Genomic DNA, 15,142 nt, shown 5'->3' with positions numbered 1-15,142 from the left:
TTTTATGCTCAACAACATGAACGATTTTCCCAATAAAAAAATATTCTTTCTTTCCGATTTTCATTTAGGAGCGCCTAATTATGCCGACAGTTTGGTGCGTGAAAAAAAAGTGGTGGCATTCTTAAATAATATTAAAGACGAAGCTGCTGAAATTTTTATTGTTGGCGATATTTTTGATTTTTGGTATGAATATAAAACGGTAGTACCCAAAGGTTATACACGTTTATTAGGTAAATTGGCAGAATTAACCGATGCAGGTATTCCGATACATTTTTTTGTGGGTAACCATGATATGTGGATGAAAGATTATTTTCAAACAGAGCTGAACATACCGGTTTACTTTGAACCCAAAGTATATCAATGGAATGGTAAAACTTTTTATATAGGCCATGGTGATGGCTTAGGTCCCGGAGATTATGGTTATAAGTTTATCAAAAAAATATTTCGTAACCGTTTATGCCAATGGTTATTTGGGCAGTTGCACCCAACCTGGGGTATAGGTTTAGCAAATTATTTAAGCAGAAAAAGCCGAGCTAAAACCGGTAGCAGCGAAGATCATTTTCTTGGTGAAGAAAACGAGTGGCTTATTACTTATTGTAAAGAAATGTTGACCAAACACCATTACGACTATTTTATTTTTGGTCACCGTCACTTGCCTATTGATTTTGCGTTGAATGATAATAGCCATTACATTAATCTTGGCGATTGGATTCAATATTTTACCTATGCTGTGTTTGATGGCACAAAGGTAGATTTAAAAAAATGGGAAGAATAATTGACGAAATACCCCACTATTACTTAACCTCATATTGAATTTAAATATTGTTAGCATATTCAAAATTTCATGCAATCAATATACTTGTATAATTTATTCCATGTAGTTTTACAATTACTATGAGGCAGTTTTTACAACAAATATTTTGGGGCAATAGCATACGCAGTTATTTGATAGTATTGGCTACCATTCTTTTTGCGTTGCTGATAAAACGATTTATTTCTAAATATTTAGCCCGTATTATTTATCGTATTTTTTCAAGAAAAGGCAAGGTCAATCACCGCGATGCATTCATCAGCCTGATTCTGCCGCCTTTAGAATTGTTTTTATTCTTATTCATTGCCTTTACAGCTTTTGATGCTTTAAACTTTCCGAAAGAGTTTGATTTTCACATTTATAAAGTTACCTTTTTTGAAGCGATTGACAGTTTAACCAATGCATCGCTCATTATTGTATTTATTTGGCTTTGCCTTAGGGTAATAGATTTTGTTGCTTTATTAATGGCTGATAAAGCACTCGTATCAAAAGAAGCCGCCGATCGACAAATTTTGTTCTTCTTTAAAGATTTTTTGAAAGTATTATTGGTTTTGGGGGGTATGTTAATGGTTTTGAAGTTTTCTTTTCATCGTGATATAAGCGGATTGTTAACCGGACTAAGTTTAGTGGGCGCAGCTGTTGCATTTGCTACAAAAGAAAGTATTGAAAACTTAATTGCTTCATTTATTATATTCTTTGATAAACCTTTTCGGGTAGGCGATTTTGTGAAAGTGCAAAGCTTTTCCGGAACGGTTGAAAAAATAGGGTTACGTAGTACTAAAATTCGTTCCGCCGGAAAAACACTGTTAACCATTCCAAATAAACAAATGGTAGATAGTGTGGTAGATAATGTTACCCTTACTACTCAACGTATGGCTGAATTGCGCATGGAGTTGGGATTAACCACCACTTCACAACAAATACAAGATTTATTAAATGCTATTCGTGCGTATTTACAACAAAATTCGCAAGTTGCCAGTTGTATGGTTAATTTGGTGGATGCCGGAAAAAAGGCCCACATTATTAGTGCATTATATTATGTAAAGATGCCACAGGAATACAGTGATTTTTTATTATTGTGTGAAGGAGTAAATTTGTTCGGTATTCAAAAAGTACAGGATCTGGGTATTGATTTGGCTGCAGCTAATACAGAGGTGCATGTAAAGAATATTAGCGACAATGCATCATGACTAACTTTCTAAATTGGTTTTAATTTCCAATAAAAAACTACGCATTTTTTCCAGTAATTGTACCAATTCAAATTGTTGGTTAGCTTTATTTTTATTGGCTTTTAAATATTGTTTAGCGCCTTCAATACTTAGTTTTTTATCGCGTAGTAAATAATAAATCAGGGCAATGTTTTTTATGTCTTCAAAACGAAACAACCTGTCTCCTTTTCGGGTTTTTCTCGGTTTTAAAATATCAAATTCATTTTCCCAATAACGAATTAAGGAGGTGGTAACATTAAACCACTTGGCAACATCACCAATAGGATGATATAATTTTTGCTGCAATGTAGCATCGTCAGGTAACTGAATGGCTTCTGCCGAAGTTAATAATACTTTATGCGATTTTCTTCCCCGTTTGGATTTATTGGTCTCTACCAACGGTAGGGCATTGGCGGTTGAGACTATTTCAGTATTTTGTGCATCCGTGGTGTTTGTTGTTTCAACAGCAGGTGAACTTACAGGAGCCGTTTTTTGTTTAATTTTTACCTGAATTTGGTTGTTGGCAAAAATTACTTTGCCTTTTCCGTTATTTTCAGGAACCGGGTTTCCAAATAAATCTAACTGTTGTGCAGCCATGCGGTAAAATTACCAACATTTCGTAAAAGCATTCAAGATGGGTTAATAAAATTATTGTATTTATCTTGCAAGTTCTATGCAAACAATTACAACCATAGCAGTTTGTGGTGCAGGTACCATGGGCAGTGGTATTGCACAGTTGTGTGCACAAAAAGGCATACAAACCATTGTGTTTGAGGTAAATGAAGCAGTATTAGCCAAAAGTCGTGATGGTATTGCTAAAAATTTAAACTTACTGCAACAAAAAGGCAAACTAGATGCACAACAAGTAACAGATATTTTCAATAGTCTACAGTTTACGCATGAAATACAAAACTGTAAAGCCCCTGTTATTATTGAGGCCATTGTTGAACAACAAGAAGCCAAGGCCTCATTATTTAATCAGTTGTTAGCAATAAATAGTAATAATTGCATTTTAGCAAGCAATACCTCTTCCATATCCATTAATGCACTAGCGAAGGCAATTAAAAAGCCGGAATTATTGGCAGGCTTACATTTCTTTAACCCTGCTACCATTATGCAGTTGGTTGAAGTAATAAAAGGCACTCATACACTTCCAGAAATTATAGATACCTTAATGGCGTTAAGCAAACAATTAGGTAAAACACCGGTACTTTGTAATGACGCTCCGGGCTTCATTGTTAACCGAGTTGCAAGGCCCTATTATTTAGAAGCATTGCGGTTGGTAGAACAAGGATTGGCAACAGTTGAGCAAGTTGATGAAATTATGGAAGCATCGGGCTTTAAAATGGGGCCGTTTAAGCTAATGGATTTAATTGGTATTGACATTAATTACGGTGTAAGTTGCATTGTTTGGGAGGCTTTGGGTAAACCAACCCGTTTGCAACCCTCTGCATTGCAGCAACAAAAACTAACATTGCAACAATTAGGTAAAAAAACAGGGAAGGGGTTTTACGAATATTAAAGTAGGCTAAGAAGAGTAAATCGGTAACTATGAAATGTGTGGCTTTAAATGCACTTTTTTTACAACCCAATGCAATGGAAGGGTATGGAAATTATGTGCATGAAATATTTAAGCGACTGGTGCAGCAACATCCGGAAACGCAATTCATTTATGTATTTGATAGGCCCTATGACGCGTCTTTTATTACTTCCGACAATATATTACCGTTAGTAGTTAGTCCAAAAGCAAGGCATGCACTTTCATTTAAATATTGGTACGATGTAAAAGTACCTTTGGCTCTGAAAAAATATGCGCCGCAAGTTTGGATACAGCCTTATGGATTTGCATCGTTAACCTCTAAAATACCACAATTATTGGTGGTACACGATTTGGCCTTTAAACATTATCCCGATTTTATTCCTAAACATCATTTGTATTACTATCGGTTTTATACCCCCAAGTTTTTAAAAAAAGCAGCAAAGGTTATTACGGTGTCAGAGTTTTCTAAGGCCGATATTGTTCAGCATTATCCTAATGCGGCAGCGAAAACATCAGTGATTTATAATGCTGCCAAGCCGGGTTTTCAACCGCTTTCTTTTGATGAAAAACAGCAGGTAAAAGCACAATATGCTGAAGGTTGCGAATACTTTTTATTTGTGGGGGGTATTCATCCCAGAAAAAACTTAATGAACTTATTAAAAGCCTTTACCATTTTTAAAAGATGGCAAAAAAGCAACATGAAATTAATTGTGGTGGGAAGGCTTGCCTGGGATTATGAAGCGGTAATGAATAAAATAGAAACTTACAAACACCGCAACGATGTGGTGATAATGAATTATGTATGTGATGAAGTATTACAGGCGCTAATGGCTTCGGCTTATGCATTGATATATCCTTCCTTTTTTGAAGGATTTGGTGTTCCTGTTATTGAGGCTATGCAAAGTGAAACACCTGTAATTTGCAGTAATGCAGGCAGTTTACCGGAAATTGCAGGCGATGCTGCTTTAATGGCTGCACCGGATAATGTGGAAGCACTGGCACAGCAAATGATTTTGATGTACAAAGATGAAATAAAACGATCTCAATTAATTGCAGCGGGTAAACAAAGGGCAGCTCAATTTAATTGGGATAATAGTGCCCAACAATTTTGGGAGGCTATGGTAAACATTGCAGCAAAATAGTTTTGTGGCTGCCGGCTATTCTATATGGCACTTCAAACGATTATTGTACTTTTGCGCTTTTAACTTCAATACAGTATTCGTATGCATCAATCCGACATTCAAATTCAAGTAAACTTAGATACCGATAAAATTCCTTCAAAGATTCAATGGCGGGCAACCGATAGTACTGCCGAAGATTGGCAACAAGCTAAAGCCATGATGTTGGCATTTTGGGATGGTATGGATAAAAGTGCCCTGCGTATTGACTTATGGACCAAGGACATGATGGTTGATGAAATGGCCGATTTTTATTATCAAAACCTAATGTCAATGGCCGATACTTTTGGTCGTGCTACTCAGCATAAAGAACTGGTAGAGGAAATGAAAACCTTTGCCAAAAACTTTTACCAAAAATTCCGCCAATTACAAATGGAACAAAATAAATTGGTTTAACGCATTAAAAACTTTTTTTATGAACTTGGAAGAAAAAATTATGGCTGAAATGAAAGAGGCCATGAAAGCGAAAGATGAGGCTTTATTACGTGGATTACGTGCCATAAAAGCTGAAATTATTAAAGCGAAAACGGAACCCGGCGCCAATGGTCAAATTTCAGCCGAAGCAGAATTAAAACTTTTGCAAAAATTAGTGAAGCAAAGAAAAGACTCATTAGAGATATACCAACAGCAAAACCGCGCTGATTTAGCCACCAAAGAGTGGGAAGAAATTACCGTTATAGAAAAGTTTTTACCCCAACAATTATCACCTGAAGCATTAAAAGCAGCAGTTCAGCAAATTATTAGTACAGTAGGTGCAACTTCTGCAGCCGAAATGGGTAAAGTAATGGGTGTAGCATCTAAGCAATTAGCTGGTCAGGCAGATGGTAAAGCCATTGCTGCTTGTGTAAAAGAATTATTACAATAACCAACCCATTCTCAATATGCTAGCATTGGCACATTTATTGGCTGTATCATGTATTAACAAGGATTAAATATGTATTTATGCTAATAGATGTGTTGATGCTTATTTTATGTTTATTGGGCATTTACAAGGGTGTAAAGCGTGGCTTTGTTTTAGCCATATTTTCAATCATTGCTTTAATAGTTGGTTTGGTTGTAGCATTTAAAACCTTTGAATGGGTGGCCATTTGGCTGAAAGCGCAAACTGCCTTAACAACACGTTGGTTAAGTTTCATTGCTTTTTTATTGGTACTTATAGCAGTAATTATTGTTATTCATTTGTTGGCGAATGTATTACAGCGCACTATGGAAATGCTGTGGATGGGTATGTTAAACAAAGTTTTGGGTGCAGCATTATACGTATTTATGTATGTTAGCATTGGTGCTATTATTATATTTTATGCCACGCAATTACCTATTTTAAATAGCCAGGTACGAGAATCTTCTAAAACATTAGGTTTTATACAGGCATATGTTCCCGCTTTGCTACATAAAGCAGCATCAGTTGTGCCGTTTTTGGAAAACAGTTTGCAAAGGTTACAATCCGTTTGGTAGGTGGTAATTATTCAGGTTTTCTCAAACTTTTTCAATTAAATTTTGTAAACTGCACAATACCAATAGGAATACAATAACTTAGCTGAATAATTATCAGCAAAAAACGGCATTCAAAACGGCTAAACTTGGTTTTTTCCATATAATTTGCTTTTATTTGTAAATAAACACGTAGTAGCATTTGGTTAAGAAAAGCAACATGAAGTACGAATTACATCAAATAGAAAAGTTTAAGTTTCTCGAAGAAGGCGAGGGTGAACCATTACTATTACTACATGGCCTGTTTGGTGCGTTAAGTAATTTTTCCGATTTAGTTGAACACTTTCGCAAAACCCACAAAGTTATTGTACCTATTTTACCCTTATTTGAACTGGATATATTCCATACCACCGTTCATGGCTTGGCCAAATTTGTACATAAGTTTATTGAAATGCGTGGTTATGAAAATATTAATCTTTTAGGAAATTCCTTAGGTGGCCACGTTGCCTTAGTGCATATTTTAAAACATCCCGAAAAAATTAAAACATTAACCCTTACAGGCAGTTCAGGACTTTTTGAAAATGGTATGGGCGATAGCTACCCCAAACGTGGCGATTACGAATATATTAGAAAAAAAACCGAGTTAACTTTTTACAATCCGGCAATGGCAACCAAGGAATTGGTAGATGAAGTGTTCGAAATTACCAATAACCGGTTAAAAGTTATTAAAATTATTGCTTTGGCTAAAAGTGCCATTAGAAGCAATTTAGGCGAAGAATTGAACCAAATTAAACAGCCCACTTTACTTATTTGGGGTAATAATGACACCATTACTCCTCCGTTTGTGGGCCAGGAATTCAATAAGCTGATACCCAATAGTGAATTGCATTTTATTGATAAATGCGGACATGCACCTATGATGGAAGTACCCGATGAATTCAATAAAATATTAGAGGCTTTTTTAGCTAAAACAAAACAATCTGCCGCTCAAATACGTTAGTTTCAGAAATAGCTTTTTTGGTTAAATTAATCGGTATGTTGGTTCAGGAATATAAACGCACATATTATCCCATTCTGCAATTAACCGATACGGCTAAACAAGCTGTTGGTTTAATGACAGATTATTTTGTTGAACATTGGCCGGTTTGTAGTAATGGCATATTTGTAGGCATTCTGAATCGCGATTCTTTGGCTTCAGTTTCAAAAGACTCTGAACTTACTGAATTAATAGATGAATTCATTCCGGCAGCTATTTTAAATACTGACTTTATTTTTACTGCTGTAAAGATTGCTTCTTTAAACCACCTTACTTTAGTTCCGGTAGTAACAACTGAAAATAATTTAGATGGAATTGTAACAACAATTGATTTGTTGCAGGCTACTGCCCATTATACCGGCATAGAACTTCCCGGTGGTATCATTGTTTTGCAAATGGAAAGAAAAGAATATTCCTTCGGAGAAATTAACCGCTTGGTAGAAACAAATGATGCATTTATTACGCAGTTAAACTCTAGCATCAATAGCAACAACGGGTTATTAGATGTTATCATTAAAATAAACAAAACGGAAATAAGTGATGTGGTAGCTACTTTTCAACGCTATGAATACAATGTGCTATATTATTTAGGCGATGAATGGTACACAAATGAGTTGAAGGACAATTACAACAACCTAATGAATTATTTAAATGTTTAGGCATCCTTTCTGCATTCATTTAAAACTGAACGGTGCCCCCTTGTTGTTAATTTTTCCTGCGTTTTCCAACAAATAGCAGTTAAACCTTACTTTTACCGCCCAAAAATCACATTTTTTGCTATTATGCGCTATTGGTGCCTTGTAATTTTATTATGCAGTTATTTACCTACGCAGGCACAAATTTCTGACTCCTTACAACAACCTATTGAATACATTATTGGCGGTATTTCCATTTTTGGGAATAAAAAAACCAAAGACTACATCATTTTACGAGAAGCTACTTTAAAAAAAGGCGACCGCGTTGCACCAGACCAATTGTCTCAAAAATTAATTGAATCGAAACAATTAATTTATAACACCGGTTTGTTTGTTGATGATAGTGTTTATGTAGATAGACTGCAAGGCAATGTTGCTTTTATTCATATTCGGGTGAAAGAAAGGCTGTATTTTTTACCCTTGCCTTATTTTAGATTAGTTGATAGAAACTTTAATGAATGGTGGGTGCAACAAAACCGAAGTTTAAGTAGAGTGAATTATGGTATAAAGTTTAATTACAACAATTTTACCGGACAAAACGATAATTTAAATATTTGGTTAATTAATGGCTACAACCAACAAGTAGCACTTCGTTATAACCTACCTTTTTTTGATAAAGGCTTGAAACAGGGTATTAATGTAGGTTTTGGCTATTCTAACCAGCGCGAGGTTAATTATGCTACCAGCTTAGCAAACCAGCAATTGTTTTTTAAAAACGATAATAACTACGCTCGAACATTTTACAGGGTTGATGCTACTTACTCCTACCGTCCCGATCAGTTTCAACGGCATTATTTTCGTGTTTCATATGATAGTGATAATATAGCAGATACTGTTGCTGCCTTAAACCCAATGTTCTTCCCTAATGGTGCAACTCAGGTTAAATACATTGATTTTACTTACTTGTATCAATACTTTAATACAGATTACAATGTTTATCCCAGCAAGGGATGGCAGGCACAAGCCAGCTTATATAAACGCGGTATTGACAAAACTACCAACATGTGGCAAGTGGGTTTATATGGATTATTTGCAAAACCTATTTTGCCCAAAACTTTTATAGTGGCCGATGCTTCTGCCACCATTAAATTCCCCTACAATCCTTATTTTTTTAGTCAGGCTTTATTAGGTTATGGCAGTTACCAAATGCCCGGGCTTGAATATTATGTGGCCGATGGAATGGCGGGGGGCTTAGCACATTTTTCATTAAATCACCAGTTTTTAAAATACATTTTTAAAAACCCGATTAAAAGCAAAACCCACGATAAAATTCCATTTCGTTTTTATGCCAAAATTTATACTGATGTTGGTTATGCTTACAACCCATACATTAACAACAATTTGTTGAACAATAAATTACTGCACACATGGGGTTTTGGTTTAGATATTGTGTCCATTTACGATTTTGTTTTTCGTCTAGAATATAGCTTTAATCAACTCGGGGGCAAAGGGCTATATTTGCATGCAAATAATGGTTTTTAAAAAAGTAAAGCAAAATTTAAAACCAATTCGGTATATCAAAATGCGTATACAAAGCGTTTAAGTAGCAATCTGTAAAAGTGCGCAAAATTGCTATTACAAACTAATTACACATGAAAGTAGCTATTTATAGCCGTGGTTTAGACATTGAGCAGGGTAATCCCTTGCAACAATTGGTTCAACTATTGGTGCAACATAAAATTGGCATATTAATTTACCGCCCTTTAATGAATAGGATTAATCTGCCAGACGATTTGTTGAAACACATTGCCGCCTTTGAAAGTGCTGAGGATTTTGATGCAGAAGTTGAATGTCTCATTAGTTTAGGGGGCGATGGCACCATGCTGGATGCGGTAACATTAATAAGAAATACCAACATTCCAATATTGGGCATTAATTTTGGTCGTTTGGGATTTTTGGCTAGTATAGGTCCCGATGATTTATTAAGTGCAGTTGATGCTTTGCTGAATAGAACATTTGTGGTAGATAAAAGAAGTTTATTGCATATTGACGCAAATGTGCCACTATTCAATAATGCACCCTTCGCTTTAAATGAATTCTCAATTCATAAACGTGATACTTCGCCAATGATTAAAATTCATACTTATTTAAATGGTGAGTTTTTAAATACTTATTGGGCCGATGGTTTAATTATTGCAACGCCCACCGGTTCAACAGGCTATAATATGAGTTGTAACGGGCCTATTTTATATCCTGATTCTCCCAGTTTTGTTATTACCTCTGTTGCGCCTCATAATTTAAATGTACGGCCCATTGTGGTTGCCGATACCAGTGTCATTTCATTTGAAGTGGAAGGCAGAACTGACCAATTTATTTGTGCCTTAGATGCCCGCAAAGAAATTGTTGACATTAACACACAAATTGCCATACGTAAGGAAAAATTTTATGTAAACCTTATTCGTTTAAATGAAAACAGTTTCCTTTCAACCCTGCATAACAAACTTACCTGGGGGCTTGATAAAAGAAATTAACACTTGATAAAGTTATTTTATGATAAAATGAAATACTTTGCATTTATATTTACATTCGGAAATACAACCACTTAATGATTAAAAGATATTGGCTGCTATTTGCCTTATTCATCTTCTTCGCCCTGCCTGTACAAGCTCAATTGTATGATAGCTTTGTGCATGATGGAGAATTTGGTGCATCAATTGGATTAGACCATTACTTTGGCGATTTAAACCCTACCGGAAAATTAAATAAACCCAAATTTGCGGCAGGTTTATTCTATCGCAAACAAATTAATAATTACGTTGGGGTTCGTCTTTCGGGTAACTACCTGTTTTTAGGTTATTCCGATAAGTATAGTGATAACCCTTTTCAACGCCGTCGTAACCTTAGCTTTAACACCGACATTTGGGAAATGGCAGTAAGTGGCGATTTTAACTTCTTCAAATTCATTCCGGGTGTGCCTGAATATAGTTTTACTCCTTATGTAAGTTTAGGTGTTGGCATATTTTCTTACAACCCCTATACCTATTTAAACGGCACAAAAGTTTATTTACGCCCATTAGGTACTGAAGGTCAAGGAAGCCCTCTTTACCCTAATCGTAAACAATATGGCACTACTGCTTTGTGTATACCATTTGGTATTGGTGCCAAATATGCTTTAAATGAAAAAATGAATGTTTTTGCAGAAGTAACCTACAGATTTACCTCTACCGACTATATTGACGATGTTAGTACTACGTATGCACCAGATGCCTTTCCGGCAGTAGATGCCAATGGAAATCCCACAACTTGGTTTTTATTGCAAGATCGTAGCTATGAAACCGGAACAGTTATTGGAATAAAAGGTCGCCAGCGTGGCACCAGTTTAAAAAACGACTCTTATGTTTCATTGCAAATAGGGGTATCTTTCAATATTCAATCCTATAAATGCCCAACCCATTAAAATTTTAATTGGCCCTTTAAAGCCAATAAAATTAAAATTTGCTGAAAATTTAAACTAAGAATTAGCAAATACAAAAACATTAACCGGGGCGCCATATTTTTATTTGCAATACCATTGCTTTCCATACATTTGCCGCTACAAATTGTAAAAGGTGTTTCATGCCTGCTTTGCTGCAACAAATTGATAAAACTAAATTACCCCGCCATATCGCTATTATTATGGATGGAAACGGGCGTTGGGCCGAAGAAAAAGGCCAGGAGCGCTTGTATGGTCATTTTCATGGGGTTGAAAGTGTTCGCAACATTGTAGAAGGCTGTGCTGAATTGGGAATTGAATACCTTACGCTGTATGCCTTTAGTACAGAAAATTGGGACAGACCTCAGCCGGAAGTAGAAGGCCTAATGACTTTATTGGTTGAAACCATTCGTAATGAAGTGCCCACTCTTTGTAAAAACAATATTCGATTGCATGTAATTGGTGAATTAAGCATGCTACCTGATTTTGCCCGAAATGCTTTACAGGAAGCGCTTGACCTTACTGCTGCCAATACTGGCCTTAACTTGGTTATGGCTTTAAGCTATAGCAGCCGCTGGGAATTGGTTAATGCGGTTAAAAACATTGCCAAAGATGTAAAAGCAGGTAAAATTGAACCGGAAACCATTACTCAAGATACACTACAACAATATTTAAGCACTAGTAATTTACCCGATCCCGAATTAATGATTCGCACCAGTGGCGAATACAGAATTAGCAATTTTTTATTATACCAGTTGGCTTATGCTGAATTATATTTTACCAATACCCGTTGGCCCGACTTTAGAAAAGAAAACTTATATGAAGCCATTATTGATTTTCAAAATAGGGAACGCCGTTTTGGAAAAATTAGCCAACAAATTAAAGCGGAAGAATTACACAAATAAAAATTTAATGCACTTTACTAATAAATTTTACGGTCAATTTAACAAACACTTACAATTATTCCCTTTAATTTGCTCCAATTAATATATGCTGAAACAACTGTCTAATGCTACTTTTTTATGGTACAATAGATCGGCAACCATACCAAAAAACCCTATTCGGATGCAGAAAACGCTTAAGCTTTTGACACTTGCTTTTTTTCTTAGTTGCTTTCACCTGTCTGTGTTTGCCCAACAAAAGGCTGATACGACTATTACATCTATTGACGCCGATTTGATTAATATTTTCAATCAAAAAACACCTAAAAAATATAAAATTGAATCTATAAAAGTAACCGGCAACAAATATTTCGATGAAAATTTGCTAATTTCCATATCCGGTTTAAATGTAGGCGATGAGGTAGTAATTCCCGGCGGCGATAATTTTTCCCGTGCTATTAATAAGTTGTGGAGTCAAAACTATTTTTCTAATGTAGAAATTTATATTACCAAACTGCATGGTACTAATATAGACATTGAAATTAATGTAACTGAGCGTCCTCGTTTATCAAAATTTTATTTTAAAGGCATTGGAAAAGGAGCTATTGACGATTTAAACTCTAAAACAGGTTTGGTACCGGGAAGGGTTGTAACCGAAAATATGAAGCGTACCGCTTCTGAAGCTATTCGAAAATACTTTTTTGATAAAGGTTATCAAAACGCTCATGTAACTATTCAGGAAATTAAAGATTCTACCCGCTCCAATTCCATGGATTTGGTATTTCTGGTTGATCGTGGCGGAAAAATTAAGATTAGCGATATTTATTTTGCAGGTAATGAAAATGTAGATGCTTCTAAACTGAAGCAACAAATGAAAGGAACCAAAGAAAAAGGGCATCTTACTTTATTTCCATCTATTGATACTAATGGTTTCATTAAACCCAAACCCTACTCTTTTCAACAATACATGCACGATAAAGGCTTCCTGAACTTTACCGATACGCGTAAAGTGCTCTCGCCCTACATCCGGGTAAAACCATTCGTTTCTGCCAAATACAACGAAAAAAAGTATAATGAAGATAAAGATGCCATTATAGACTATTATAACTCAATTGGTTATCGCGATGCGCAAATTACCCGCGACCAGGTGTTTAAAAACTCAAAAGGTAATTTAGATATTGATATTCAGGTAAGTGAAGGACATAAATATTATTTTGGCAATATTTCCTGGAGAGGGAATACCATTTATTCCGATTCAATTTTATCGGTAATTCTTGGTATTAAGAAAGGGGATACCTATAACATGGAAATTTTAAACAAGCGTTTGGGTAAAGGTGGTGGTGCACCCGATGGTAGTGCGGATATTAGTAGTTTGTATTTAGATAATGGTTATTTGTTTTTCCGTGCTGATCCTGTTGAAACTGCTGTTTATAATGACACTATTGATTATGAAATTAGAATGGTAGAAGGTCCGCAGGCTACTATTAAAAATGTACGTATTGCTGGAAATGATAAAACAAAGGAATATGTAATACGCAGGGAATTGCGTACCATTCCGGGCGAAAAATTTAGCCGTGCCGATTTAATTCGCTCTCAGCGTGAAATTGCCCAATTAAATTATTTTAACCAGGAAAAAATTGGCATTAACCCTGTGCCCAATCCCGATGATGGAACAGTTGATATCAATTATACTTTAGAAGAAAAATCGAGCGATCAGCTGGAGTTAAGTGCCGGTTGGGGGGGGGCTATTGGGTTAACCGGAACAGTGGGCGTTTCTTTCAATAACTTCTCAATTAAAAATATTTTCAGCAAAAAAGCTTGGGATCCCTTACCCATGGGTGATGGTCAAAAACTTAGCTTTAGGGTACAAAGTAATGGTCGTGCTTTCCGTTCTTATAACTTTTCATTTACTGAACCTTGGGTAGGCGGTAAAAAACGCAACGCCCTAACTTTTTCTATTTATGATACCAAGTTCGCCAATGCCTACGATCCGCTTACAGGAACGTATACTGCTGCAGCTGCCGGACGTTCTTTCTTAAAAACAACCGGTGCATCTGTTGCCTATAGTAAACAGCTAACTTGGCCCGACGACTATTTTTCACTTTCATTTTCTGTGAACTATACACGTTATCAATTGGTAAACTATGCTATAAGCCAACAGTTAAAATTACGCGATGGTACTTTGTTTAATAATGGTATTTCCAACAACTTTAACTTTAAAGTGGCACTACAGCGTTCATCGGTTAACCAACCCATGTTCCCAACTTCGGGTTCAACCTTCTTGGCTAGCTTAGCAGTAACACCACCTTATTCGTTATTTAACCCATCCGTTGTTTATCAAAACGATCCATATAATTTTATTGAATACCATAAATGGCGTTTTAACGGAGAATGGTACGTGCCTTTAAGCAAGGGTACCGGCGAAGACCACAACAAAATGTTTGTGTTGAAGTTGGCTGCTAAGTTTGGATTTTTGGGCCGTTACAACCCGCAATTACAAATTTCGCCGTTTGAACGTTTTCAGTTGGGTGATGCCGGTTTAAGCAACCAATATGCATTAATTGGATACGACATCATTTCGCAACGTGGTTACCCGGTTTATGAAAGTTCTAATCCTCGCATTAATCCCGACCAAACCGGAGCAAGCCAATACTTTACCATGTTTAACAAGTATACGGCCGAGTTGCGTTATCCGTTAAGTTTAAATCCAAGTAGTACTATTTACGCCGAATCGTTCTTCGAAGCAGCCAATGGTTGGTACGATTTGAAATATTATAATCCATTCCAGTTGCGTCGTTCAGTTGGTGTGGGTATGCGTTTCTTCTTACCCATGTTTGGATTGTTAGGATTTGACTATGGTATTGGTTTAGACCGTTATACACCAGGTGCAAGTCTTAAGGATATTTCTAGATTTACCTTTATGTTAGGATTTGAACCTGAATAACTTTCA

At 36.0% G+C, this 15,142-nt stretch carries 15 protein-coding genes; 14 read left to right on the top strand and 1 reads right to left on the bottom strand.

The genetic code is table 11. The features are described from left to right. Positions 1-4: 4 nt before the first annotated feature. Positions 5-775 (top strand): UDP-2,3-diacylglucosamine diphosphatase, encoded by a 771-nt coding sequence (locus ACP5P5_RS06060; RefSeq protein ID WP_428285210.1) that lies wholly within the window; start codon positions 5-7, stop codon positions 773-775. A gap of 119 nt (positions 776-894) precedes the next feature. Then, on the top strand, positions 895-2,001 hold the full coding sequence (locus ACP5P5_RS06055) for a mechanosensitive ion channel family protein (RefSeq protein WP_428285209.1): 1,107 nt from the start codon (positions 895-897) through the stop codon (positions 1,999-2,001). Here the strand turns inward: ACP5P5_RS06055 and ACP5P5_RS06050 are convergent, their stop codons facing one another. Further along, positions 2,002-2,616, bottom strand: coding sequence for a MerR family transcriptional regulator (locus tag ACP5P5_RS06050; RefSeq protein WP_428285208.1), 615 nt, complete (start codon positions 2,614-2,616; stop codon positions 2,002-2,004). A 76-nt stretch (positions 2,617-2,692) separates the two neighbouring features. Here ACP5P5_RS06050 and ACP5P5_RS06045 point away from each other — a divergent pair, with 76 nt between their 5' ends. The 12 genes from ACP5P5_RS06045 to ACP5P5_RS05990 all read left to right on the top strand — a co-directional run bounded on the left by ACP5P5_RS06045 (position 2,693) and on the right by ACP5P5_RS05990 (position 15,136). After that, positions 2,693-3,541, top strand: coding sequence for a 3-hydroxyacyl-CoA dehydrogenase family protein (locus tag ACP5P5_RS06045; RefSeq protein WP_428285207.1), 849 nt, complete (start codon positions 2,693-2,695; stop codon positions 3,539-3,541). A 29-nt stretch (positions 3,542-3,570) separates the two neighbouring features. Beyond that, on the top strand, positions 3,571-4,701 hold the full coding sequence (locus tag ACP5P5_RS06040) for a glycosyltransferase family 4 protein (RefSeq protein WP_428285206.1): 1,131 nt from the start codon (positions 3,571-3,573) through the stop codon (positions 4,699-4,701). Positions 4,702-4,782: 81 nt separating this feature from the next. After that, entirely contained in the window at positions 4,783-5,133 is a 351-nt protein-coding gene (gene gldC / locus ACP5P5_RS06035; RefSeq protein WP_428285205.1) for a gliding motility protein GldC, read from the top strand. A gap of 19 nt (positions 5,134-5,152) precedes the next feature. After that, the gene (locus tag ACP5P5_RS06030; protein ID WP_428285204.1) at positions 5,153-5,602 is read left to right on the top strand and encodes a GatB/YqeY domain-containing protein; all 450 of its coding nucleotides are present in this window, start codon (positions 5,153-5,155) and stop codon (positions 5,600-5,602) included. Between the two features lie 77 nt (positions 5,603-5,679). Next, entirely contained in the window at positions 5,680-6,192 is a 513-nt protein-coding gene (locus tag ACP5P5_RS06025) for a CvpA family protein (RefSeq protein ID WP_428285203.1), read from the top strand. Between the two features lie 196 nt (positions 6,193-6,388). Next, positions 6,389-7,168 (top strand): alpha/beta fold hydrolase, encoded by a 780-nt coding sequence (locus ACP5P5_RS06020; RefSeq protein ID WP_428285202.1) that lies wholly within the window; start codon positions 6,389-6,391, stop codon positions 7,166-7,168. Positions 7,169-7,203: 35 nt separating this feature from the next. Next, positions 7,204-7,863: a CBS domain-containing protein gene (locus ACP5P5_RS06015; RefSeq protein ID WP_428285201.1), complete on the top strand. Its 660-nt coding sequence runs from the start codon at positions 7,204-7,206 to the stop codon at positions 7,861-7,863. A 123-nt stretch (positions 7,864-7,986) separates the two neighbouring features. Continuing rightward, positions 7,987-9,381 (top strand): POTRA domain-containing protein, encoded by a 1,395-nt coding sequence (locus ACP5P5_RS06010; protein ID WP_428285200.1) that lies wholly within the window; start codon positions 7,987-7,989, stop codon positions 9,379-9,381. 110 nt (positions 9,382-9,491) lie between these two features. After that, complete coding sequence (locus ACP5P5_RS06005) at positions 9,492-10,370, top strand: NAD kinase (protein ID WP_428285199.1); 879 nt, start codon at positions 9,492-9,494, stop codon at positions 10,368-10,370. Positions 10,371-10,444: 74 nt separating this feature from the next. Next, complete coding sequence (locus ACP5P5_RS06000; RefSeq protein WP_428285198.1) at positions 10,445-11,296, top strand: DUF6089 family protein; 852 nt, start codon at positions 10,445-10,447, stop codon at positions 11,294-11,296. 158 nt (positions 11,297-11,454) lie between these two features. Further along, positions 11,455-12,216, top strand: a complete 762-nt coding sequence (locus ACP5P5_RS05995) for an isoprenyl transferase (protein WP_428285197.1) — start codon at positions 11,455-11,457, stop codon at positions 12,214-12,216. Positions 12,217-12,376: 160 nt separating this feature from the next. Further along, a complete protein-coding gene (locus tag ACP5P5_RS05990; RefSeq protein WP_428285196.1) occupies positions 12,377-15,136 on the top strand; it encodes a BamA/OMP85 family outer membrane protein in 2,760 nt (919 codons plus the stop codon). Positions 15,137-15,142: the final 6 nt, after the last annotated feature.

This window comes from Hydrotalea sp. (assembly GCF_049968455.1).
Lineage (GTDB): Bacteria > Bacteroidota > Bacteroidia > Chitinophagales > Chitinophagaceae > Hydrotalea.
The sequence above is the reverse complement of the archived record's forward strand: the minus strand, read 5'-3'. Positions and strand labels throughout refer to the sequence as shown.